Annotated in this window: 24 protein-coding genes and 1 tRNA gene; 21 read left to right on the plus strand and 4 right to left on the minus strand. The window is 54.9% G+C overall.

Features of this window, described 5'->3' with window-relative positions; genetic code table 11:
• Nucleotides 1-125: 125 nt before the first annotated feature.
• From GO984_RS12595 to GO984_RS12615, 5 genes are all read left to right on the plus strand, one after another.
• Complete coding sequence (locus tag GO984_RS12595; RefSeq protein ID WP_157022879.1) at nt 126-1079, plus strand: ABC transporter permease; 954 nt, start codon at nt 126-128, stop codon at nt 1077-1079.
• A gap of 14 nt (nt 1080-1093) precedes the next feature.
• Nucleotides 1094-2305 (plus strand): alanine racemase, encoded by a 1212-nt coding sequence (locus tag GO984_RS12600; RefSeq protein ID WP_157022880.1) that lies wholly within the window; start codon nt 1094-1096, stop codon nt 2303-2305.
• Nucleotides 2302-3042: an ATP-binding cassette domain-containing protein gene (locus tag GO984_RS12605; RefSeq protein ID WP_157022881.1), complete on the plus strand. Its 741-nt coding sequence runs from the start codon at nt 2302-2304 to the stop codon at nt 3040-3042. The genes GO984_RS12600 and GO984_RS12605 overlap by 4 nt, the downstream gene beginning before the upstream one ends.
• A 1-nt stretch (nt 3043) precedes the next feature.
• Complete coding sequence (locus tag GO984_RS12610) at nt 3044-4081, plus strand: SIS domain-containing protein (RefSeq protein ID WP_209279410.1); 1038 nt, start codon at nt 3044-3046, stop codon at nt 4079-4081.
• A 293-nt stretch (nt 4082-4374) separates the two neighbouring features.
• Nucleotides 4375-5109 carry an SDR family NAD(P)-dependent oxidoreductase gene (locus GO984_RS12615; protein WP_157022882.1) on the plus strand — a complete coding sequence of 245 codons (735 nt, stop codon included), beginning with the start codon at nt 4375-4377 and terminating at the stop codon, nt 5107-5109.
• Here GO984_RS12615 and GO984_RS12620 read toward each other — a convergent pair.
• Nucleotides 5106-5864 (minus strand): N-acyl homoserine lactonase family protein, encoded by a 759-nt coding sequence (locus GO984_RS12620; protein ID WP_157022883.1) that lies wholly within the window; start codon nt 5862-5864, stop codon nt 5106-5108. The genes GO984_RS12615 and GO984_RS12620 overlap by 4 nt on opposite strands.
• A gap of 40 nt (nt 5865-5904) precedes the next feature.
• Here GO984_RS12620 and GO984_RS12625 point away from each other — a divergent pair, with 40 nt between their 5' ends.
• Nucleotides 5905-7032 (plus strand): aminotransferase class I/II-fold pyridoxal phosphate-dependent enzyme, encoded by a 1128-nt coding sequence (locus tag GO984_RS12625; RefSeq protein WP_157022884.1) that lies wholly within the window; start codon nt 5905-5907, stop codon nt 7030-7032.
• A 17-nt stretch (nt 7033-7049) separates the two neighbouring features.
• On the opposite strand, the gene GO984_RS12630 is transcribed toward GO984_RS12625, so the two are convergent.
• Nucleotides 7050-7139 (minus strand) — tRNA-Ser (locus tag GO984_RS12630).
• A gap of 210 nt (nt 7140-7349) precedes the next feature.
• Between GO984_RS12630 and GO984_RS12635 the strand changes: the two genes are divergently transcribed.
• From GO984_RS12635 to GO984_RS12675, 9 genes are all read left to right on the plus strand, one after another.
• A complete protein-coding gene (locus tag GO984_RS12635; RefSeq protein ID WP_157022885.1) occupies nt 7350-8237 on the plus strand; it encodes an SPOR domain-containing protein in 888 nt (295 codons plus the stop codon).
• Between the two features lie 48 nt (nt 8238-8285).
• On the plus strand, nt 8286-9437 hold the full coding sequence (locus GO984_RS12640) for a D-alanyl-D-alanine carboxypeptidase family protein (RefSeq protein WP_425339651.1): 1152 nt from the start codon (nt 8286-8288) through the stop codon (nt 9435-9437).
• Nucleotides 9434-10069 (plus strand): dTMP kinase, encoded by a 636-nt coding sequence (gene tmk, locus GO984_RS12645; protein WP_167740322.1) that lies wholly within the window; start codon nt 9434-9436, stop codon nt 10067-10069. Before GO984_RS12640 ends, tmk begins: the two co-directional genes overlap by 4 nt.
• Nucleotides 10066-11193: a DNA polymerase III subunit delta' gene (locus GO984_RS12650; RefSeq protein ID WP_157022887.1), complete on the plus strand. Its 1128-nt coding sequence runs from the start codon at nt 10066-10068 to the stop codon at nt 11191-11193. The genes tmk and GO984_RS12650 overlap by 4 nt, the downstream gene beginning before the upstream one ends.
• 43 nt (nt 11194-11236) lie before the next feature.
• On the plus strand, nt 11237-12052 hold the full coding sequence (locus GO984_RS12655; RefSeq protein ID WP_157022888.1) for a TatD family hydrolase: 816 nt from the start codon (nt 11237-11239) through the stop codon (nt 12050-12052).
• Entirely contained in the window at nt 12052-12849 is a 798-nt protein-coding gene (locus GO984_RS12660) for an MBL fold metallo-hydrolase (RefSeq protein ID WP_157022889.1), read from the plus strand. Before GO984_RS12655 ends, GO984_RS12660 begins: the two co-directional genes overlap by 1 nt.
• Before the next feature lie 74 nt (nt 12850-12923).
• Nucleotides 12924-13856, plus strand: a complete 933-nt coding sequence (locus GO984_RS12665; RefSeq protein WP_157022890.1) for an AEC family transporter — start codon at nt 12924-12926, stop codon at nt 13854-13856.
• Nucleotides 13857-13943: 87 nt separating this feature from the next.
• Nucleotides 13944-15146 (plus strand): NnrS family protein, encoded by a 1203-nt coding sequence (locus GO984_RS12670; protein ID WP_157022891.1) that lies wholly within the window; start codon nt 13944-13946, stop codon nt 15144-15146.
• A 98-nt stretch (nt 15147-15244) separates the two neighbouring features.
• Complete coding sequence (locus GO984_RS12675) at nt 15245-15946, plus strand: Crp/Fnr family transcriptional regulator (RefSeq protein ID WP_157023038.1); 702 nt, start codon at nt 15245-15247, stop codon at nt 15944-15946.
• Here the strand turns inward: GO984_RS12675 and GO984_RS12680 are convergent.
• Entirely contained in the window at nt 15888-16253 is a 366-nt protein-coding gene (locus GO984_RS12680; protein WP_342448090.1) for a DUF1858 domain-containing protein, read from the minus strand. The two genes, GO984_RS12675 and GO984_RS12680, sit on opposite strands and share 59 nt — an antisense overlap.
• Nucleotides 16254-16272: 19 nt before the next feature.
• On the opposite strand from GO984_RS12680, the gene GO984_RS12685 reads away from it, so the two are divergent.
• From GO984_RS12685 to GO984_RS12710, 6 genes are read left to right on the plus strand one after another with little or no spacing between them, the layout of a single operon-like run.
• On the plus strand, nt 16273-16725 hold the full coding sequence (locus tag GO984_RS12685; RefSeq protein WP_138162098.1) for a c-type cytochrome: 453 nt from the start codon (nt 16273-16275) through the stop codon (nt 16723-16725).
• A gap of 11 nt (nt 16726-16736) precedes the next feature.
• Nucleotides 16737-18107, plus strand: a complete 1371-nt coding sequence (locus GO984_RS12690; RefSeq protein WP_157022893.1) for a cbb3-type cytochrome c oxidase subunit I — start codon at nt 16737-16739, stop codon at nt 18105-18107.
• 3 nt (nt 18108-18110) lie between these two features.
• Nucleotides 18111-18908 (plus strand): CbbQ/NirQ/NorQ/GpvN family protein, encoded by a 798-nt coding sequence (locus GO984_RS12695; protein ID WP_157022894.1) that lies wholly within the window; start codon nt 18111-18113, stop codon nt 18906-18908.
• 4 nt (nt 18909-18912) lie between these two features.
• The gene (locus GO984_RS12700) at nt 18913-20817 is read left to right on the plus strand and encodes a nitric oxide reductase activation protein NorD (protein ID WP_157022895.1); all 1905 of its coding nucleotides are present in this window, start codon (nt 18913-18915) and stop codon (nt 20815-20817) included.
• 2 nt (nt 20818-20819) lie between these two features.
• Nucleotides 20820-20999, plus strand: a complete 180-nt coding sequence (locus tag GO984_RS12705) for a protein NnrT (protein WP_157022896.1) — start codon at nt 20820-20822, stop codon at nt 20997-20999.
• Complete coding sequence (locus GO984_RS12710) at nt 20996-21229, plus strand: NnrT protein (protein ID WP_157022897.1); 234 nt, start codon at nt 20996-20998, stop codon at nt 21227-21229. Before GO984_RS12705 ends, GO984_RS12710 begins: the two co-directional genes overlap by 4 nt.
• A gap of 39 nt (nt 21230-21268) precedes the next feature.
• Here GO984_RS12710 and GO984_RS12715 read toward each other — a convergent pair whose 3' ends face one another.
• Nucleotides 21269-22300 (minus strand): AbrB family transcriptional regulator, encoded by a 1032-nt coding sequence (locus GO984_RS12715; protein ID WP_157022898.1) that lies wholly within the window; start codon nt 22298-22300, stop codon nt 21269-21271.
• Between the last annotated feature and the right edge of the window lie 2 nt (nt 22301-22302).

The raw sequence follows: 22302 nt of genomic DNA on the forward strand, positions 1-22302 counted from the left end.
ATCTCTGGGTGAAATCCCTGCACTCCGAAGCACCCAAAAGCCTGCGCTGATTACACTCTTCTTGCCTTCTTGCGAGGGGCATGAGCGCCCCTCATTCCTGCAAACACCGACTCTGAAAGACTGACATGACCCGCGTCACCTCACGCCTGAACGGATTGGACTTCCAGCAAGCGGTTGTCTATTTCGGCTTCCTTGCCATTTTCCTGTTCTTCGCCGTCACCCTCTATGACGATGGGTTTCTGACCCAGCGAAATCTGACAAACATCGTGCTGCAAACAGCACCTGCCACGATCATGGCTATTGGACTGGTCTTTGCCCTGTCCGCAGGCGAAATCGACCTCAGTTTCGGGTCCATCGTTGCAGTTTCTGCATTGTCCTGTGCAGTCATATTACAGGATTACCCACTACCCTTCGGCGTTGCTGTAGGTCTGGGCGTTGGCATGGGTATCGGAGCCTTCAACGGTGTCCTGATTGCATATTTGAAACTGCCTTCGTTCCTGGTCACTTTAGCCACCATGGGTCTGTTTGCAGGCATCGCTCGCTCGATGACCGACCTGCGGTCCATTCCAGTAATGAACGATACATTTACGGGCATCTTTGGCTCCGGCAAATTGTTCTCAGTCCCGTCTCTGGTGATATGGACAGTGATCGGCGTTGCCGTTGGCCATCTGATCTACCGCCATACCCGATTTGGTGCCCATGTTCTGGCCACCGGAGACAATCCCCGCGCCGCACAGGTGTCAGGCATCAAAGTACCGCGCGTGCGTCTGTACGTCATGATGATCTGCGGCGGCTGTGCCGGTTTGGCCGGGTTGCTCTATGCCGGACGCCTTCAGGCCGCGAAATACACCCTGGGTGAAAGTGACCTGATGACCGTGATCGCCGCTGTAATCGTAGGTGGCACTGCCCTAAACGGAGGAAAAGGCTCAGTTATCGGCGCCCTGCTCGGCTCACTCCTGATGGGGATGCTGAACAATGGACTGATCTTGATGAACCTCAAGGTCTCCGATCAGATGATCGTCCGAGGCCTCATCATTCTCGTCGCCGTCGCTCTGTCGCTGCGCGACAGCAACCGCTAAGAAAGGAGCAGGAAATGTTTCTCGACACTCTCATACGCCGCAACCCAGCTTTTATCGAAGCTGCCATGGAGCTGCATCAACAAGGTAAGATCCCGGCCAACTCATATGTGCTTGACCTCGACACCGTTGAACGCAACGCTAAAACTTTTTCTGAGACCGCAACCAAACTGGGACTTAAAACCTTTGCCATGACCAAACAGGTCGCCCGGCATTCTGGATTTTGCCAGGCCTTGATCCGTGGCGGCATTGCGCGGTCGGTTGCCGTGGATATGGATTGTGCTGTCGCCTGCCATCGCGCGGGGTTAAAAACCGGCCACCTTGGCCACTTGGTACAAGTACCGCGCGGCGGCGTAGACTTTGCCGCCAGCCAGCTCAAACCGGACTACTGGACCGTGTTTAGCCACGACAAGGCAAAGGAAGCAGCGGCAGCTGCGGCCAAAGCCGGTCGCGTTCAGAACATTTTGGCCCGCATCCAAACGCAAGGCGATACCTTCTATCGCGGTCACGAGGGCGGATTTGCAGCCGAAGATATCTGTGAAGTCGCAGATCAGATTGATGCGCTGGAGGGCGCGCGTTTTGCTGGCATCACCACCTTTCCAGCCCTGTTGTTTGATCTGGAAAGCCGCAGCGTCAAACCAACACCCAATCTGGACACCCTGAAACGAGCGGCAGCAGCGCTGGCTGCGGCAGGTCGCACCGACATTGAAATCAACGCTCCTGGCACCAATTCGGCAGCCGTCCTGCCTGCCCTTGCTGCGGCAGGCGCCACCCAATGTGAACCCGGCAATGCGCTGCATGGCACCACACCGCTGCACGCAATGGAAGATCTACCTGAAGAGCCGGCGGTGTTGTACCTGTCCGAGGTTTCTCATCAACACGGCGGCAATGCATTTTGCTTTGGCGGAGGTCTGTATGTTGATCCGGTGTTTCCGAAATATGATGTAAAGGCGCTTGTATCCTCGCAACCAACCAGCGCCCGCAAGGATCTGGCCAGTGTAGAAATCCCCGATTATGCTGCCATCGACTATTACGGCATGATCGATGCAACTGGGGATGTGAAACCCAAAACCGGCGACACCGTTGTCTTTGGCTTTCGCGGTCAAGCCTTTGTCACCCGCGCCAATGTGGTTGGCGTTTCGGGCGTTTCCAGCGGAAACCCGCAGGTCACCACCATCGAAAATATCTTCGGACAGGCCGTTGACTGGCCAGAAAAGGCTTTGTCATGACTGCTGAACAAAACGTGTTGTCCCTGACCAATATTCACAAGGCATTTGGCGGTGTTGTCGCTATTCAAGACTTCTCTCTGAACCTGAAGGCAGGCGAAGTGGTAGCACTGGTTGGAGACAACGGCGCGGGTAAATCCACCCTGATCAAGATCGTGTCCGGGGTTTATACCCCAACATCGGGATCAATCGAGTTGGACGGCGAAGAAACATCCTTCAGCGATGCCAGTTCTGCCCGCAGCAAGGGTATCGAAGTGGTCTATCAGGACTTGGCTCTGGCAGATCAACAGCCGGTATTCATGAACATGTTTCTGGGTCGTGAGCTAACCAAACCACCGTTTGGCTTGTTGGATAAGGACCGTATGCGACGCGAGTCGCAAGAGCTGGTGGACGAGTTGGATGTGCGCATTCCCTCAGCAAGCTCGACAATCAGCCAGCTGAGTGGTGGCCAGCGGCAGGGCATCGCTATTGCCCGTGCCACCCATTGGGCCAGCAAACTGATCTTGTTAGACGAACCCACCGCTGCACTTGGCGTCGCGGAAACCGCCCGGGTCGAAGACCTAATCGAGAATCTCAAGAAAAAGAACCTCGCCATTCTGATCATCAGCCACAGCCTGGATCAGGTGTTCCGCCTTTCCGACCGGATTTGCGTGCTGCGCCGTGGTCAACAGATCGGCATTCGAGAAACCGCAAAAACCGACAAAAACGAAATAGTCTCAATGATCACCGGAGTCGCCTGATATGGATACGAAAATGATTGGCACCATAATGGCACGCGAAGTGGCTGAGATCCCCGAGGTCCTGCACCGTCAGGTCCAACAAGGACTGGACAGCTACCTTTTAGCTGGTCGGCAAGCAGCCCGAACAAACCCCCGTGGTTTTGTGACCTGCGCACGCGGGACATCCGATCATGCTGCAACTTTTTTCAAATATGTGATGGAAACCCGGACAGGACTGCCTGTGACCTCCATCGGGCCATCAATTGCCTCGGTCTACAAGACACAGTTGAAATTGCAGGATCTTATTTGCATAACAATCTCGCAATCGGGGGGCAGCCCCGACCTGGTTGCCTTACAGGCAGCAGCAAAACAGGGTGGCGCGCAAACACTTGCGTTTTTGAACGAAGCCGATAGCCCCGTTGGCGGATCTGCTGACATGGTTCTAGACGTTCTTGCCGGACCAGAAAAAGCGGTTGCCGCAACCAAGTCGTTTGTCAGCACCCTGTTTGCCATCCTTGGTTTTGCCGCTGGCTTTACCGATGACACCGAGTTAGAATCAGCCCTGCGCAGTTTTCCCGATGTCTCCAAACTCGCCTTGAACAAAGACTGGAGCAACGCCCAACTGTCACTGGCTCGCGCTGGATCCGTGTTTACGGTTGGTCGTGGACCCGGTTTGGCTGTTGCAGCTGAAGCAGCACTGAAATTGAAAGAAACCTGCCGGATTCACGCCGAGGTGTTCTCAGCCGCCGAGCTTCTTCACGGACCTGTAGTCTTAGCTGACAACCGGTTTGCGAGCCTGGTTTTTGATAGCCAAGACGAAACACAAGAGTCAATTCGGGCAGTAATCCAGACCATGACCGAGCGTGAAGCCGCAGCATTTGTGGTGACCCCTCTTGCAGACAGTCCCGACCATCTGGATGTTCCAGATGTAAATCACCCGTTGTTGCAACCACTGGTCCAGATTATTGGATTCTACAAATTCGTAGAAAAACTGGCCTGCAATCTTGGTGAAAATGCTGATGCGCCAAGTGGCTTGAACAAGGTCACCGTGACCGTCTGAATTTGGTCACTATGAATTCAGAATATAGACCGTCGCTTCAAATGTCAGGGTGCTGGGCGGTGGGCGAAACTTCGTCGCGTAACGCGCCAACACCTGCCGCGCGGCAAATGTTGCCAAGCGTCTTTCCTGATTGAGATTGGTAAGGAAGGCCCTGTACTGACGGTCATTCGAACAGAGGCGAACAGCCAGTTCTAGCGCAACCAACCAAACTTGAAGTTGCCTGTACAAATGGCATTTCAAAGTCTAGCGTCCTCCTTAAATTTGCAAAAGACAATTCGGGGTTAGAAATCATCATGCTGGGCAAGGTTGCGGTCGTTACAGGAGCAGGTGGCGGAATGGGCCGCGCGATTTCCCTCAAACTGGTGCAAGACGGGCTGACCGTGGTCGGACTGGATGTATCCGCAGAAAGGCTCGAAGAAACGTCGATGGCCATCGGTAATGGTTTTCACAGCTTGGCCGTTGACCTGACAGATGCCACCGCAGTTGCAGAGGCCTTCGCCAACATTAAGTCCCAGCACGGCGGGTTGGATGCATTGGTCAACAATGCCGGAACCTGCCTGATGTCCGATTTCCCGAATATCCCGGCGTCGGAGCTCAACAGTCAACTGGCGATAAACTTCAATTCAGCATTTTATTGTTGCCAGCAAGCGGTTCCCATAATGATGGATCGTCCAGGCGTGCGAAAAATTATCAACATTTCATCCAACGGCGCCTATAATTTTGATGTTTTTGACCCACCACATTACCGCGCCAGCAAAGCAGCAATGGACACTTTGACCAAAGATCTTGCGCGGCGGTATGCGGCTGAAAAAATCGCGGTCAATTCGATTGCTCCTGCCATGACCACCACTCCGTTGTTTGATGTATTAACGGATGAGGTCCTACAGCAGGCAATATCGGCAATGCCACACGGGCGTGCGATGGATCCGTCTGAAATTGCCAGTTGGGTTGCCTTCCTGATTTCACCTGCCGGGGATATCTCCAGCGGCAATATCATCATTCTCAACCAAGGGCGGGACGTGCGTTAGGTGTATGCTTCGGGCGACTTCTTGAGGTTTGGCCATTGCTCGGGCGAATGCCCATAGATCACAAACGCTCCAGTTTCTTTAGCCATACGCATCAAGCGATCTGCGCTTGCAATGGCTTTTGCCTCGTCCCAGGATCCGGCAAACTTCTCGTCGATTTCAGAGGGGCGCGAGATCGCGTCACTGGTCAGCAAAACCATCCCTGTTTCTGGCAGTTCCAACATCAGCGCCAACTGGCCCGGCGCATGACCCGGTGAGGTGAGAACACGAAACCCCGGGCCCACCTCAACGTCGTCTTCAATCACCAAGTACTCTTGATCTGGCCATTCAAGCGGCTGGACATCCCCCCAGTAAAGCGGTCTGGGCAAACGTCGCTCTGCACTTGAAACCAAAACTGGGGCCTGCGGAAAATCACCAAGACCGCCAACATGGTCAATATGGGTGTGTGTCAGAACATGCAGATCAATCTGATCTGGTTTTATCCCTGCCAAGGCAAGCTGTGCCGCAGGCATATTGACCATCTCACACTCCAGAACTTCGCCAAACTCATACAGCCTGTCCTGTTCAGTGGCTGCGGCTTTGTCCACGGCATATTTTTGCGGAAACCCGGTATCGACCAGAATGGTTTCACCTGCGTCTGTCTGGATCAGAAACCCGCAAATGCCGATAACTCTACCGTTTGCATGCACTTTGAACAGTCCGTAATCCAGAACATGCAACGAGATCGGTCGCCCTTTCAAATAACCTTTGGCTTGCATAACATCCCCTCATTGCTGCTCCAACCATCGCGGGTCACAGATGAAAGTCAAGATTCATACCCTGTTCCAGTATCTGCTTGATACAACCGAAACTGATCCCGAAGCCTTTATTGGTTTTTCGCTGGCCGAGTCGCCAAAACTGGGTGACTTTCTGGATGATCTTGACCCAGAAATGTCTCTCGATTGGAATCTACAGTCCTTTCGAGGCCTGCCATCCCTGCGCCAGCGTGTCATCGATCAGGCTGGTTTGGCCACGATATGTACTGCTGATGACGTGTTAGTTACCGCTGGCGCTGCCGAAGCCAATTACCTGGCGTTCATGCAACTTGTCGACGCCGGTGATGAAATTATCACAGAAACACCTGGATGGCCGCAGATAGAAGTTTTGGCCAAAGCCAGAGGAGCCACAGTCAAACTGGTCGAAAGAAATGAAGCCGCAGGTTGGGCTTTGCCGCTGGATCAACTGGAACAGTTCGTCACCGAGAAAACCCGGCTGATCTTCCTGACCAACCCAAACAACCTAACCGGCAAACTGTTGAGCCAAGAAGAGCTTCTTCGGATTACGCAGATTGCTGACAGGGTTGGCGCGTGGTTGATCGTTGACGAGGTTTATGCTGGTCTGGAATGGACAACCAACAGAGCGCCGTCGATTGCGGGGCTCTATGAGCGCGGAATTACCACAGGCAGCGTGTCCAAGGCCTTGGGGTTGCAGGGGCTACGCACCGGTTGGCTTATCTGCCGTGACAAAAACATGGTGATGGACGCGATTGTCTTGCGGGAGAACAGCAGTGAAATCATGAATGTCATGGGGGAAGTGATAGCAGAAATTGCTCTGCGCCCAGATCAGCTAAGCCAAGCTTTGGCCAAAGCGCGAGACGATAGCATGGCTACATTGGAGTATCTGGACGCATACATCAGTGCTGAGCCCAAATTATCCTGGCACCGACCCGAGGCAGGATTGATAGGTTTGGCACGGCTGGCAGAGGGAATTGATAGTGACACCTTCGCAAAACGCCTGCTGGCTGCGCCATACAAGACCTTTCTGCTTCCAGGCAGCGCCTACGGGCTTTCGAACCACATCCGACTAGGAGTTGGCGGCGGTGCTTCTGCAAAATTGGAAGTTGGGCTTACCCGAATGTCAAAACTTTTGGCGAAATGGGGCGCCTAGACCTGACATTTGATGAGTGGCGGGGAGACAGGGATTCGAACCCTGGGAACGCTCTCACGTTCAACGGTTTTCAAGACCGCCGCATTCGACCACTCTGCCACCTCCCCGGTCGAAGTGGGGTTTAGGCGCTGTTTCGAACACTGGCAAGCGAAAAACAAAAAACACTTAAAATAGCTTGATACGGGGATTTCTTGCCGAGCTCACAGGACAGACTTTTCATGATACCCAGCACGCGCTATGGTGGCGCCAATAGAGGGCCAACCGGGGCAACCGGCACGGGGCGTAACGACGTCCACAAGACAGGCAAGGAATAGATTATGAGTGACGCGAAGGTGACGAGATCCCAGGCAGCGCGCCTTACGATTGCCGTTATGAGCCTTGCACTATTGGCTGCATGTGAAGAAGGTGCCATGCCCAGCTTCCTGCAATCCAATGACAGTGCAGGTGACAGTGCCCCAGTAGCGAGCAACAGCACCAAACTTGTTGAGCGCGATGTCGAGGCACCGGATGTTTTCCAAGTCACTGAAGCCGGTCTGTGGGATGGCCGGCCTTCCCTTGGCGGTGTCTGGGTGGCACATCCAGATGCCAAAGATCCGGAACGTGTCATCATTCGTAACAGTGCCAACGGTAAGTTTGTGATTGGCGCCTTGTTTCGGCGCGAGCGCGAAATTCCCGGTCCCAGGCTTCAGGCGTCGTCAGATGCCGCTGCCGCTTTGGGAATGCTAGCCGGTGCGCCTGTTGAATTGAATGTGACTGCTTTGCGCCGTGAAACGGTTGATGAAACTCCCACAATTGAAGACGCGGCAGACGTAGAGGTCGCTACGCTTGAACCCAATTCAGATACAAGTGGCGACATCTCACAAACCCAGCTTGATCCTATCGCGGGTGCGGCAGCCGCGCTTGAGGCATCAACACCGGCAGCCCCCACGGCTCCGACATCGAGTTCCACGTTACCAGCCAAGGTGTCACCGCTTGCCAAACCCTACATTCAAATTGGAATTTTCAGCGTGGAAGCCAACGCCAAGGGCACGGCCGGGCAGATGCGGAATGCCGGAATGATCCCTACGGTTATTGAGCAAACGTCGAATGGTAAACCATTCTGGCGCGTCGTTGTTGGCCCCGCTCAAAGCAATTCCGAGCGTTCGGCACTTCTGAAAAAGGTCAAATCCGCAGGCTTTTCAGATGCCTATGCCGTCACTAACTAAGCGCTGGAGGGTACAGCTATGATCAAGATCCTGAAATCCTCGGCTAGGATGGTTGCGGTGGGCGGTTTGTTCCTCGGGCTATCCGTGCTGTCAGCGTCTGCGTTCGAGACCAAGGCCCGCGCCGCCTATGTTCTAGACCAGCGAACTGACACCGTTTTGTTGGCAAAAAACGCCGAACAGCCATTGCCACCCGCCTCGATGTCCAAGCTGATGACGCTTTACGTTGCCTTTGAAGCGATCCGTGACGGGCGCTTGACCTTGGACGAGCAGCTACCTGTTAGCGAGCATGCGATGAGTTACGGCGGGTCTACCATGTTCCTGGATACAACTGACCGGGTTCGTGTCGAAGATCTGCTGCGCGGCATCATTGTCCTGTCAGGTAATGACGCCTGCGTGGTTCTGGCCGAAGCACTTAGCCCCGACGGTACCGAGGCAGGCTTTGCCCGTTACATGACCAAGCGGGCCCAGCAGTTGGGTATGATGAATTCGACCTTTGCCAATGCCAATGGTTGGCCTGCTGCCGGACATCGGATGTCAGTGCAAGATCTGGCTATTTTGGCAGAACATCTGATCGAAGATTTCCCGGAGTACTATCCTCTGTTCTCGGAGACCGAGTTCAAGTTTGACGGCAGAGCTCCTTCGAACACCAGAAACCGTAACCCCTTGCTTAGTCTTGGCATTGGTGCAGACGGGTTAAAAACGGGTCACACTTCCGAGGCAGGCTATGGTCTGGTCGGCTCCGCAATTCAGGGTGATCGACGCGTCATATTTGTCGTATCGGGGCTAAACAGCACCGCGGCCCGCGCAGAGGAGGCCGAAGCCCTCGTTAACTGGTCGTTTCGCCAATTTGCCAGCAAAACCATCGCGAAAGCCTCTGTTCCGGTGGCTCAGGCCGAAGTCTGGAGGGGCACGGAAAAAACCGTAGGACTGGTTCCTGCGGAAGACCTGACCGTGTTACTGCCTGCTCTGTCAGGCAAACAAATCAATGCAGAAGTGGTCTATACTGGCCCTATCGAAGCACCAATCGTAAAAGGTCAAGAACTTGCCAAACTTGTATTGAAACCCGAAGATTTACCTGAAATACGCCTCCCTCTTGTCGCAGCCAAAGATGTGCCTAGTGGCGGCTTTCTGGTTCGCGTCATGAGTGCGGCAGATATTCTGGTTTCACGATTTCTAACCGGTCCCGAGGGGGCAATGTGACACTACTTCCGACGAACGGCCTGTTTCTGACATTTGAAGGTATCGACGGTTCGGGTAAATCCACCCAATGTCGTCTGCTAGCCGAAACTTTGCGCGAACAGGGCCACGAGGTTGTTCTGACCCGCGAGCCAGGTGGATCCAACGGTGCCGAAGAAATTCGCCGTTTGGTGCTTGAAGGCGACCCAGACCGCTGGTCCGCTGAGACGGAGCTTTTGTTATTCACAGCCGCCCGACGCGACCACCTGGAACGCACAATTGAACCAGCTTTGGCAGCCGGGAAAGTTGTGATTTGTGACCGCTTCGCCGACAGCACCCGGATGTATCAGGGTCTGTCGCGTGGCAATCTGAGAGCACAGGTCGACAAACTGCATAAGATGATGATTGGCCGGGAACCAGACCTGACCATCCTGATCGACATGGATCCCGAAATTGGCCTGTCTCGTGCCAAAGGCCGACAGACAGCCGAAGAGCGGTTCGAAGATTTTGGCCTCGAACTTCAGTTAAAAATGCGCGCAGGATTCTTGGCCTTGGCTCAAGAGTTTTCACCCCGGTTTCGGGTGATCGATGGCACTCAATCTCTTGACGCAGTTGCCGCCGATGTTCTGACCCAAGCTCGGGCTGCATTGTCATGAAAGGCAAAACGGTAGACGAAGACTTGCCGCGCGCCGATCAGGCTCCCGGTGCGCCACACCCGCGCGAAACCGAACAACTGTTTGGCCAGGAAGACGCCGAAACCGCTTTCTTGACGGCCTTCAATTCTGATCGCCTGCATCACGGCTGGCTCCTCACTGGCCCCCAAGGCATTGGCAAGGCCACCCTTGCCTGGCGCATCGCCCAGTTTTTGCTGGCCACGCCCCCCGCCGAGGATGGCTTGTTCGGCGCGCCGCCCCCGGTGGAAACGCTGGACATCCACCCAGACCATCCGGTCGCACACCGCATTCAGGCTTTGGCCGAACCGGGTCTCGCCGCGATCACCCGCAGCTACAACGACAAGACTAAACTGCGCAGCCAGATCGTAGTCGATGACATCCGAGCATTGAACCGCTTCTTCGGCCTTTCAGCCACCGACGGAGGCCGCCGCGTGGTGATTGTTGATGCCGCCGACGACATGAACACAAGTGCTGCCAATGCTTTGCTGAAAATGCTCGAAGAACCACCTGCGCGCACCACTCTACTGCTGATCTCGCACCAACCGTCACGTCTGCTGCCCACGATCCGTTCGCGCTGCCGCACTCTGCGCCTGTCGCCTCTTACCCCCGACGACATGCAATCAGCGCTGACACAGTCCGGTGCAGAACTCCCGAATAACCCGGATCACCTCGCGGCACTTGCAGCCGGATCCGTTGGGGCAGCCCTGCGCCTGCTAAACCTAGGAGGATTGCAAATCTATGCTGAGCTGGTGCAAATCCTCGCTTCGATGCCCCGCCTCGACCGCCCGCGCGCCATGGCATTGGCTGAAGCAGCTGCCCAACGCGGTGCGTCCGATAAGTTCGAACTGCTGCTCACTCTGATTGACGTGGCGCTGGCCCGTCTGGCACGTACCGGTGCCATCGGAGCCCCGCCAGCGCCTGAGGCAGCACCGGATGAGGCAAACATGTTAAACCGCCTGTCTCCCACTCCGCAGGCGGCCCGCGTCTGGGCTGACCTGGCAGCTGAAGTCACGGCGCGGGTCCGCCACGGTCAAGCCGTGAACCTTGACCCTGCAGCGCTTGTCCTAGATACCGTTTTCAAGATGCAAACAACAGCGTCCCGCTAGACCACCGACGGTCCGCACCGACGCATCCGCGACAGAGACAGGCATGACCCAAACCACTGACACTCCACAGATCACTGACAGCCACTGCCATCTGGATTTTCCTGATTTCGAAGGCCAACTGGACTCAGTTGTCGCCCGTGCCGCAGAGGCTGGGGTGACGCGCATGGTGACCATTTGCACCAAGCTCAGAAACGAACCCAACGTCCGTGCTATTGCCGAAGCTCATGCTCCCGTATTCTACGCTGCAGGTACACATCCGATGAGCGCCGCGTCTGAACCAATGGCCACGCTCGACGAACTTCTAGCACTTGCCAAACATCCCAAGTTTGTAGGTATTGGCGAAACCGGACTGGATTACCACTATACTGCTGACAGCGCTCAAGTTCAAAAAGACAGCCTGCGCATCCATATCGCTGCTGCGCGTGAAACCGGCCTGCCCTTGATCATCCATTCGCGTGCTGCAGATGAAGACATGACTCGCATCCTGACTGAAGAAATGAACAACGGTGCGTTTTCCTGCGTCATGCATTGCTTCTCGTCCTCACCCGAACTGGCCCGCGCCACGCTGGACCTTGGCTGCTACCTGTCGATGTCAGGCATCGCGGCCTTCCCCAAAAGCCAGGAAATCCGCGATATTTTTGCAGCGGCCCCGATTGAACGGGTTTTGGTGGAAACCGATGCTCCTTATCTGGCACCGCCGCCCCACCGTGGCAAACGCAACGAGCCGGCCTATACAGCCCACACCGCTCGCATTGGAGCTGAGGTCTTTGGCCTGAATTACGTAGATTTTGCAGCCCGCACCCAAGAAAATTTCGAGCGCCTGTTCAGCAAGGCTGCGGCCTATACGGTTCCTGCCTAATGGGTGAATTGCGCTTTACCATACTGGGCTGCGGTTCTTCCGGCGGCGTGCCGCGCTTGGGCGGTCATTGGGGTGATTGTGATCCCAACAATCCGCGCAACAATCGCCGTCGCTGCTCGATGCTGGTGGAACGCGACGGGCCTGATGGAACCACAACGGTTCTGATCGATACGACACCTGATATGCGCAGCCAATTGCTGGGTACCGGTACAGGGCGTCTGGATGCGGTTCTGTATACCCACGCCCATGCTGACCATGTGCATGGCATCGACGATCTGCGAATGGTCGTGTTCAACATGCGCCAACGGGTGCCGGTCTATGCTGACGGGGATACTCAGAACGCACTGTTGTCCCGTTTTGGCTATGCCTTTGTACAACCCGAGGGCTCGCCATACCCGCCAATCCTCGACCTGCGCAGCATCGATACAACCGTAACCATCGACGGACCGGGGGGCGAGATTGATTTCCGTCCTTTCCGTGTTAATCACGGCTCGATTGATGCACTGGGGTTTCGCATTGGTGACCTGGCTTACCTACCCGATGTTGCCGAAATATATGACGATGCGCTTGAAGAGTTGAAAGATCTCGATTGCTGGATCGTCGACGCATTGCGTCGTAAACCTCACCCAACACATTTCCACTATGACCGAACACTTGAGTGGATTGCCAAAATGGCCCCCCGTCGTGCCGTGTTGACCAATATGCATATTGATCTGGATTATGCCACTGTAGAGGCAGAGACCCCGGGCAACATCACACCTGCCTATGATGGTATGGTGATTAGGTATCCAATTTGAACTCCACAGTTTCAATTTGCCAACCCCTTTCGCACTGGAGGCTGTTGTCCTTCGTCATTTATTGCAGGCAGTAGATGTTTCAGAACCTGATTGATGTTATCCTCCCGGTTTTTTTGGTTATCGGCGCTGGCTATAGCGCCACCAGAGCTGGCTACTTCACACAGGATCACGTTGATGGGTTGATGAAGTTCACCCAGAACTTTGCTATTCCCTGCCTACTATTTCGCGCGATTGCCAATCTAGACCTGGCAGCAAGCTTTGATCTGCGCCTCTTGGCCAGCTTTTACGCGGGTGCTGCAATCTGCTTTACCATTGGAATCGCTGGGGCTCGTCTGATATTCAAGCGGGAATGGGAAGACTGCGTTGTCATTGGGTTTTGCTGCCTGTTTTCCAATTCAGTCCTGCTTGGTCTGCCAATCACCGAGCGCGCATATGGCGCTGATAATCTGACTGGCAACTTCGCCATCATCGCCTTTCACGCTCCGTTTTGCTACGGACTTGGCATCACCGTGATGGAGGTCGTGCGCAACCGAGGGTCGGGTGGCGTCAAAACCTTGTCCTCTGTGTTTTCAGCCATGTTCAAAAATGTACTCATCCTGGCGATTGGCTTGGGGTTTGTCGTTAACCTGACCGGGTTGTACATTCCAGGCGCTATTGACGAAGCTCTCTCACTTCTGATCCGCGCTGCCCTACCCGCTGCGTTGTTTGCTCTTGGTGGTGTGTTGGTGAAATATCGCCCCGAGGGTGATATGCGAACGATAGCATTTGTCTGCACGACCTCGCTGCTTGTCCACCCGTCGCTGGTCTGGATGTTTGGCTCCTCGCTGGCTGTGCCGCAGGATCTGTTCCGTTCCGGCGTTCTAAATTCTGCCATGGCACCCGGCTTCAACGCCTATATCTTTGCCAATATGTACGGACGTGCGAAACGAGTGGCTGCATCGTCCGTCTTGATTGCGACAGGGTCCTGTTTGTTTACGGTCTGGTTTTGGCTGACCTTGCTGGGATGAAGCTGAACCTTGGATGTTTGTTTTATCGCAAGGTCGCAACGGTTCCCGTTCGCTATTGTGAAGCAAACAGATCTCAGGAGCTTTCAAATGTCGACCTCTACCGCCCAGCAGATGCGCCAATGGCATGGGCCTGCGCTCCTGTCCTATGGATTTCGACCCTTCTTTCTGCTGGGCGCTTTGTGGGCTGGGCTGGCCATGGTGCTGTGGATCCTGAGCCTAACAGGAACTCTATCCCTGCCATCCGTATTCGACCCTGTCAGCTGGCACGCTCATGCCTTGCTGTTTGGCTATCTTCCCGCAATTGTTGCCGGTTTCATGCTAACAGCAGTGCCGAACTGGACAGGACGCCTACCAGTGGTGGGCTGGTCCCTTGGGGGGCTGGTGGTGCTGTGGGTGCTGGGCCGACTTGCGGTTTTGTTTTCTTCCGCGCTGCCACCTTTGTTGGTGGCACTGGTGGACCTGTCCGCAATGGTCGCATTGGCGACGGTCATGACCCGCGAGATCGTGGCTGGTAAAAACTGGCGCAACCTGATCGTACTAGCAATGCTGGCCCTGTTGGTCCTGGGTAACGCCGTATTCCATATTGAGGCCGCGCGCGGCGAATATGCGGCCAAAGGATATGGTCTGCGTATCGGACTGGCAGCTGGGGTCTTGATGATCTCAGTCATCGGTGGGCGTATCGTCCCATCGTTCACCCGCAACTGGTTGGTTAAGTCCGGTTCTGACGTCCGTCCTGCACCACCAATGCAGAAGTTCGATAAGCTGGTGTTACTGTATTCAGTTTTTGTGCTGGGGTTCTGGGTGGCACAGCCCGATAGCCTGTATGCCGGAGCAGCGTTCCTGTTGTTTGGTGTATTGCATGCCGTCCGATTGGCGCGCTGGTGTTCGCTGCAGACCCGGTCCGAGCCACTACTATGGGTGCTGCATCTTGGGTATGGCTTTATCCCCTTAGGCGCCTGGGGTCTTGGCACCGCGATCCTTTGGCCCAGCGCGATCTTGCCTGCCGCAGCCCAACATATCTGGATGGGCGGCGCGCTGCCGCTAATGACAGTGGCGGTAATGGCGCGTGCCACCCTGGGTCACTCCGGCAACGTACTAAGTGCAGGTCCGGGCACTGTGGCAGTGTTTCTAACCGTTCCAGTTTCAGTTATCGCCCGTGTTGCCGCTGGAGTTTGGCCCACTGGTGCCGAGACACTCTATCACCTTGCGGGCACAGCCTGGATACTGGGCTTCCTTGGGTTTGTAGTAATTTACGGCCCGATGTTGCTGTCCCGGCGCCCACCCAACTGACGAAGACCTCTCGTGTGAGACACTCTACCCTTGGAATTCAAGCGCAGCAGCGATAGGCAAGCAGTGACACTTATCGCTAGGCGAAGGGCCCCGCTGTGCTGCAAAAACTCGATGAAAGCTTGCTGACGCATCTGCCGCCGTTTGCGAAACTGCACCGCAGCCAGATCCGTGCAATTCTGGATCAGGCCAGCTCCAAACGGTTCGACCCCGAACTGACAGTGTTTAGCGAAGGTGAAACGGCCGAACGGTTCTATATGCTACTGGACGGCTACATCCGGGTCATCCGCATCACCCCGGATGGCGAACAGGTAATTGCCCTGCACATACCAGCTGGCCAACTCTTTGGGATTGCCCCTGCAATTGGACGAGAAAGCTACCCCGCGACTGCAGTGACCGCAGCCGAAAGCATTATTCTGTCTTGGCCCACCAGATTGTGGACTGACTTCAGTACCAACTATGATGGTTTTGCTACCGAAACCTACAAAACACTAGGTTCGCGTATCGGCGAAATGAACAATCGTATCCTAGAGATGGCCACTCAGCATGTAGAGCAACGGGTCGCTAATGCGCTGTTGCGGCTGATCAACCAAACTGGCCGCAAGACAGAAAACGGAGTTGAGATTGACTTTCCTATTACCCGACAGAATATTTCTGAAATGACTGGAACAACCCTGCACACAGTCAGTCGTTTGCTCAGTGCCTGGCAAAAGCAGGGAATTGTCGAAAGCCAACGCAAGCGGGTCATGGTGCGTCAGCCACATCAACTGGTAGAGCTGGCCCAAGGCCCTCTCTCCTCTTAACCGCCTCTGCCAATTCAGCACGAAATGCCTTTGGCTCCAGTTGGTATTCTTTGCAGGCGTCGTCAAGTGTGTGAAATGGGCGTATCTGACAGCCAACACAGAGCATCTGCTTTCTCAAGAAAACGTCGATTACCTGTGGCCAGCGATGCATTAGCTCTTCCAAGGTAAGATCCGGATTATCAAAGCAATCGATCAGACGTCCCTCCCTTTGCCAACTCCTGTTACTAGCGACAACAATAGCTCCGCAACGTTGTGCTAGAACAACCTTGGTGCATCCGACCTGCGTTAGGAGTCTTTTTAGTGAAATCTAAAAAGGAAGCCCCGTAATGGCAGAGATCCTTACAAAATCACGGGCGCGCAATATTTTTTACGGCGGATCAATATTCTTCGTCGTCATATTTGTGCTGCTGACTGTGCAAAGCCACCGATTCATCGTCAAAACCTCGACCGCAGGCATGGAATTGTCAGAAGCCGTGGTGCTGGGCAAGCATGTCTGGGAACGCAATAGCTGTATCAACTGTCACACCATTCACGGCGAGGGCGCATATTTTGCGCCAGAGGTCGGCAATGTAATGACCCGCTGGGATGTTCAGGACGAACCCGAAGAGGCCTACGAGATGCTGGACGGTTGGATGAAATCCCAACCAAGCGGTGTCGAAGGCCGCCGTCAGATGCCCTTCTTTGACCTGACAGAAGAAGAAACCCGCGGATTGGCGGAGTTCCTACGTTGGGCCGATCAAACTGACACTCAGGGCTGGCCGCCCAACGACGCCGGTTGAGGAGAGAGATAATGAAATATCAATCACAAAAAGTGGCTTACGCCTATTTCCTTTGCGCCCTAGGCTTGTTCGCCATTCAGGTTCTGGGTGGGTTGCTGGCGGGCTGGATCTATGTCGCCCCCAATTTCCTGTCTGAACTCATGCCATTCAACGTTGTGCGCATGTTGCACACCAATGCACTCGTCGTCTGGCTGTTGCTTGGCTTCTTTGGCGGGGCCTACTTCTTGCTTCCAGAAGAAAGCGAGCGAGAGATTTACTCGGTCAATCTTGCCTATCTTCAACTCGCTATTCTGGTTGTCGGCACACTTGGCGCTGTTGTCACATATGTCTTCAACCTGTTTCCGGGAAACTGGATGTTTGGGATGCAAGGCCGTGAGTTCATCGAGCAGCCTACCTGGGTCAAACTCGGTATTCTGGTCGCTGCGCTGATTTTCCTGTTCAACGTAACCATGACTGTTCTTGCAGGTCGTAAAACCGCTATCAGTAATGTCTTGCTGGTTGGTCTGTGGCTGCTCTGCTTGCTCTGGGTTTTTGCCTTCATCAATCCAAACAACTTGAGCCTGGACAAGATGTACTGGTGGTTTGTGATCCACCTGTGGGTCGAAGCAACCTGGGAACTGGTGATGGCCGCAATCCTAGCCTTCCTGTTGCTCAAACTGACCGGTGTCGATCGTGAAGTCGTTGAAAAATGGCTCTATGTCATTGTCGCAACTGCCTTGTTTTCAGGCATTCTGGGCACCGGACACCACTTTTACTGGATTGGTACACCGGGGTACTGGCAGTGGATCGGCTCGATCTTCTCGACCTTCGAAGTGATCCCCTTCTTCCTGATGATGAGCTTTGCATTTGTCATGGTCTGGAAGGGCCGTCGTAACCACCCAAACAAAGCCGCTCTGTTGTGGTCTTTGGGATCCTCCACAGTTGCTTTCTTTGGCGCTGGTGTCTGGGGCTTCCTGCACACATTGCACGGGGTGAACTTCTATAGCCACGGTACTCAAATCACAGCAGCTCACGGGCACCTTGCATTCTTTGGCGCATACGTTGCCCTAAACCTGGCCATGTTCGCTTATGCGATACCAATGCTGCGCCAGAAAGCGCCTTATAATCAAGTGCTGAACATGGCTTCATTCTGGTTGATGACCGGTGGCATGGCCTTCATGACCTTTGTCCTGACTTTTGCCGGCACCATCCAAACCCACATGCAGCGCGTACTGGGTGAAGACTTCATGTCGGTACAGGAAGGCCTGTCGCTATTCTACATCATGCGCTTTGGTTCGGGTTTGGCTGTCGCAATTGGCGCGCTACTATTCATCTATTCGATGCTGGTAGTTCGTAAACGCGAAGTCATCGCACCTGGCAACCTTGCAGCTGCGGAGGACTAAAAAATGAACGCTGTGACGCCCGAAATGAACATCCCACACTATCAGCCAACTGGCCGCGAATGTGAGCTGTTTGAAATGGCGCAGAGCAACGGTTTGCCCCTTCTTCTGAAGGGGCCGACCGGCTGCGGCAAAACACGCTTTGTTGAGCATATGGCCGCCCGAATGGGCCGTCCTTTATATACTGTTGCCTGCCATGATGATTTGTCAGCAGCAGATCTGATCGGTCGCTACCTGCTACGCGGTGGTGAAACCGAATGGGTCGACGGACCACTCACCCGGGCTGTTCGGGAAGGCGCGATTTGCTACCTGGACGAAGTGGTCGAGGCCCGCAAAGATGTCACCGTAGTCCTGCACCCGCTGACGGATACGCGACGCACCCTCATGATTGATCGCACCGGGGAAGAACTGATTGCCCCTCCTGGGTTCATGTTGGTGGCCAGCTATAACCCCGGCTATCAGAACGTACTAAAGCGGATGAAGCCCTCTACCCGCCAGCGTTTCCTTTCGCTGACCTTTGATTTTCCGGATCAGGAAACCGAAATCGCAGTGGTAACCACCGAAAGCGGGCTAGACGTTGCCCGTGTCACCCCACTGGTGCGCCTAGGTGGTCATATCCGTAAACTGTCCGGTATGGATCTCGAGGAAGGTGTCTCAACCCGCTTGCTGATTTACGCGGCTACCCTGATCGCCAAAGGCATGCCAATTGATCAAGCCCTCGAAGTGGCAATTGTCGAACCCTTGACTGACGATGCTGACGTTCAGACTGCGCTACGCGACCTGATCGCAACCATCTACGGATAATACTATGGACCTGAGCCCACTTGACCTGATGGAACCGGAAGAAACGGTTGGCAATCTCTGGCACGACTATGCCAGCGGCATTGGCGCTGCGCCGTCTTTTCCCGGTGCAGCTGTAAACTTGGCTCAAGTCCGCCCAAGCCTTGCAGTTCTGTTTCGCGCATTAGACGGCGCCCCGGGCGTCGAACTGGGGGATGCCCCAGACCTGCCTGTCACACACCGTCGCGCTGCAAGGCACAAGCTGGGCACTGGCGGGGACACTGTAGCTCAGGCCACTTTTGACGGAGAGCGGCTACGGCTGCCTCCAGTCATGGACCTCTTCCCCCAATTTGCATTGAACCGTGCAGCCTATTTCTGGCTTGCTGCACTGGCAGCAAAGACTGACATGTCGCACATATATCTGCCAGATCCCAAGATCAGCCAACAAGATTTTGACCGTGCCCAAATCCACGCAAATGTGCTGGCGGCAGCGCGCGCCTTTGCGACCTGCCCCGGTTTGCGTGAAGCCTATGCAAGTCTCTGTCGCCATACGCTTCAAATGCGCCCCAGGCTGCGGCTTCCAACTGCGGAAGCTGATATCGAACGTCTCGTGAGCAACCAGCTTTCTGGCCAGGCGGGTGATCAAGAGCTGTCGCAGGAGGCGCGAGGCTATCTCCCCTTTGCCCCCGTCCCAATTTGGCTCAGGTTTCTGCAGCCCGGCGCGGGCGACACCGCGCAGGCAGATCCGGACGAAGCCGCGCCGCCACCGCCGGCCGCAGGCGTAACGAAGCGAAAACTGGGGTTCCGTCGCGATCTGGACCAGGCCAACCGCAAAGACAGCTTTATTATTCACCGGTTTGAATCAATCCTCTCTTGGGTTGAAAGCATGAACCTAAACCGGTCTGTTGATGACGATGATGATGAGCATGCCCAAAAGGCCGCCGATGATCAGGATAACATCACCCTGACCAAAAATGATCGACGTGCCGCCACGCGGTTGCGGTTGCATTTGGATTTGTCTCCTGCAGATGCTGAGCATGAAAAACTGTCTGGTGAGTTCATCTATCCCGAGTGGAACCACCGCGCCCGTAGCTACATGGACGGCCACTGTCGGGTGCTGGAAGCAGATGCCAAGCAGGATCCCGAGGCCGAAGAATTTATTCCAAACCCACACCAAATCAAGATGGTGCGCCGTCAGTTTGAGGCCCTGCGCCCCAAGCGGATCCTGCGCCCGAGGCAAATGGATGGCACCGAACTGGATCTGGATGCCGTCATTGCTTCACGGGTTGATCTAAAGGCCACGGGCGAAACCAGCGACCGCATCTTTATCTCGTCTCGACAGATTGAGCGCGATCTGGCAGTGGCATTTCTAGTCGACACATCACGTTCAACCGAGGCCGCAGTTGGCGATACCTGCGTTAATGACGTCGCTCGCGACGCACTTGCAGCTATGGCTTCTGGAATAGATATGGCGGGTGACCGACTGGGGATATGGGGATTTTCTTCACTGCGCCGTGACCGGGTATTCCTGACGAAATGCAAGGGATTTGATGATCCTATGTCGCAAAGAATAACCGACAATATCTGTTCGCTCCGCCCCAGCCACTACACCCGTTTGGGCGCCGCTATTCGCCATACCTCGGCGATGCTGGCCAAGGAAACAGCCACAAGAAAATTGCTGATCGTTCTGACAGACGGCAAACCCAACGATCTGGACCACTATGAGGGCCAACACGGCATCGAAGACAGCCACATGGCGGTGCGCGAAGCCCGCCGCGTCGGCATTTCCCTACATGGCGTCATTATTGATGAAGATGGCCAGGACTGGTTTGCCCGCATCTTTGGCCGCGGTGGCTTCACTTTGCTACCGCACCCGCAACGGCTGGCCAACGCCCTACCCGATATCTACCGCACCCTGACACTGGAAACCTGATCATGAAACACCTCCTCGCTTTGCTGACTTTGTCGATTTCAGCTTCACCACTTTTGGCCGCTGGCTACACCCGCCCTGTGCCGCAGGCCCAATCCGCCACAGCGGAATTTTGGTTTGCCCTTGCCTCATTGGCCCTGATCGCCGCGCTATTTGCGGTGCACAAGATTATTTTTAGAAAATGACCAAATCCGGCTGGCCCACCTGGAAAATAACTCTGGCGCTCTATCCATTTGGAGTGGGCGCCTTTGCGGTGAACGTGTTTTTCGCCTCACTCATTGGCAGCTGGGTTGGCGGCCCAGTTCTGACCACGGCTTGGTCACTGTTTCTCGGCGCTCTGATCGCCCTGCCCGCGACATGGTATTTCTCCAAACATATCCGAAAATTGATGGATCATGCAGATCAGAACAATTGACCGAAGAGCTCGAGGCCAAGGCAGATTTACCCAATAGTTCTATTTAAGTCGCGACAGCAACAAAGGTGCCAGTATCACAACCAACGCGATCCGAAGAATATGGTGTAAAACAACATAAGTTAGGTCTGCGCCAGCAATGATGGCCAGTACCACCATCTCGCCCTGCCCACCCGGCAAATAGGCTAAAAATGCGTCCAGTGCAGGTGCGATCGCCAGGCCACTCACAGCCAGAATGAACACCGCACTGACAGACGCCAGCAGTACCCCATTTGCAATACCCGCCAATACCACTCTGCGTAACTCACCCAAGGTTACACCAACATATTTTGCACCAACCGCCATGCCGATGAAAAACTGGCAGGCCCAGATCATTTCAGCAGGTGGTCGTTGGGTGATGATACCAGACAGGCTCAGCCCTGCGGTCAACACCATTGGCCCAATGATTGAGGCCCCGAGGATATTGAGCCGTGCCGCAACTCCCCAACCCGCCAACCCAGCAAAAGCCATCCAAGCCAGCTGTGTCAGCGGCGTGTCACTGGCATTGCTACCCGGGCGCGCCAACAGATCCACTTGCCACAGCATATTCAGTACAAACGGTGCCACACTGACGATCAGTAAAATGCGGGTTGCATGCACCAGCGACAACACCCGCAAGTTGGCCCCGGCTAATTCTCCAAACACCATTAGATCCTGCAACCCACCGGGCATGGCGCAATAGTAGCTGGTTACTTTGTCAAACTTGAAAAGGTGCCGCATCAAGGGAAACGACAGCAATGCCACCGAGACAACAAAAACAGGCACCAACATAAGGGATCCAGCCATCTTGGGCAACGCCGAAACCACGTCAGGTGTGATCGACGATCCTGCTGCCACTCCTAAGATGGTGCGGAACGCCATTCCCAACTGTCCCATCCCCATCATCTTTACGCCCCCGAGCGCAAACAGCAGACACATCAACATCGGGCCAAGTAAAAAGGGTAAGGGAAAGTTTGCCCACAAAAATAGCATCACTCCAAACAGAGCAATAACTGCCGTGAGCAAACGCGGCTTGAGCTGAAGCGTAGAGATCATTT

This window comes from Parasedimentitalea huanghaiensis (assembly GCF_009753675.1).
GTDB classification, from domain to species: domain Bacteria; phylum Pseudomonadota; class Alphaproteobacteria; order Rhodobacterales; family Rhodobacteraceae; genus Parasedimentitalea; species Parasedimentitalea huanghaiensis.

Coding starts and splice junctions, on each gene's coding strand:
- GO984_RS12595 (WP_157022879.1), top strand. CDS start 126: ATGACCCGCGTCACCTCACGCCTGAACGGATTGGACTTCCAGCAAGCG.
- GO984_RS12600 (WP_157022880.1), top strand. CDS start 1,094: ATGTTTCTCGACACTCTCATACGCCGCAACCCAGCTTTTATCGAAGCT.
- GO984_RS12605 (WP_157022881.1), top strand. CDS start 2,302: ATGACTGCTGAACAAAACGTGTTGTCCCTGACCAATATTCACAAGGCA.
- GO984_RS12610 (WP_209279410.1), top strand. CDS start 3,044: ATGGATACGAAAATGATTGGCACCATAATGGCACGCGAAGTGGCTGAG.
- GO984_RS12615 (WP_157022882.1), top strand. CDS start 4,375: ATGCTGGGCAAGGTTGCGGTCGTTACAGGAGCAGGTGGCGGAATGGGC.
- GO984_RS12620 (WP_157022883.1), bottom strand. CDS start 5,864: ATGCAAGCCAAAGGTTATTTGAAAGGGCGACCGATCTCGTTGCATGTT.
- GO984_RS12625 (WP_157022884.1), top strand. CDS start 5,905: ATGAAAGTCAAGATTCATACCCTGTTCCAGTATCTGCTTGATACAACC.
- GO984_RS12635 (WP_157022885.1), top strand. CDS start 7,350: ATGAGTGACGCGAAGGTGACGAGATCCCAGGCAGCGCGCCTTACGATT.
- GO984_RS12640 (WP_425339651.1), top strand. CDS start 8,286: ATGGTTGCGGTGGGCGGTTTGTTCCTCGGGCTATCCGTGCTGTCAGCG.
- GO984_RS12650 (WP_157022887.1), top strand. CDS start 10,066: ATGAAAGGCAAAACGGTAGACGAAGACTTGCCGCGCGCCGATCAGGCT.
- GO984_RS12655 (WP_157022888.1), top strand. CDS start 11,237: ATGACCCAAACCACTGACACTCCACAGATCACTGACAGCCACTGCCAT.
- GO984_RS12660 (WP_157022889.1), top strand. CDS start 12,052: ATGGGTGAATTGCGCTTTACCATACTGGGCTGCGGTTCTTCCGGCGGC.
- GO984_RS12665 (WP_157022890.1), top strand. CDS start 12,924: ATGTTTCAGAACCTGATTGATGTTATCCTCCCGGTTTTTTTGGTTATC.
- GO984_RS12670 (WP_157022891.1), top strand. CDS start 13,944: ATGTCGACCTCTACCGCCCAGCAGATGCGCCAATGGCATGGGCCTGCG.
- GO984_RS12685 (WP_138162098.1), top strand. CDS start 16,273: ATGGCAGAGATCCTTACAAAATCACGGGCGCGCAATATTTTTTACGGC.
- GO984_RS12690 (WP_157022893.1), top strand. CDS start 16,737: ATGAAATATCAATCACAAAAAGTGGCTTACGCCTATTTCCTTTGCGCC.
- GO984_RS12695 (WP_157022894.1), top strand. CDS start 18,111: ATGAACGCTGTGACGCCCGAAATGAACATCCCACACTATCAGCCAACT.
- GO984_RS12700 (WP_157022895.1), top strand. CDS start 18,913: ATGGACCTGAGCCCACTTGACCTGATGGAACCGGAAGAAACGGTTGGC.
- GO984_RS12705 (WP_157022896.1), top strand. CDS start 20,820: ATGAAACACCTCCTCGCTTTGCTGACTTTGTCGATTTCAGCTTCACCA.
- GO984_RS12710 (WP_157022897.1), top strand. CDS start 20,996: ATGACCAAATCCGGCTGGCCCACCTGGAAAATAACTCTGGCGCTCTAT.
- GO984_RS12715 (WP_157022898.1), bottom strand. CDS start 22,300: ATGATCTCTACGCTTCAGCTCAAGCCGCGTTTGCTCACGGCAGTTATT.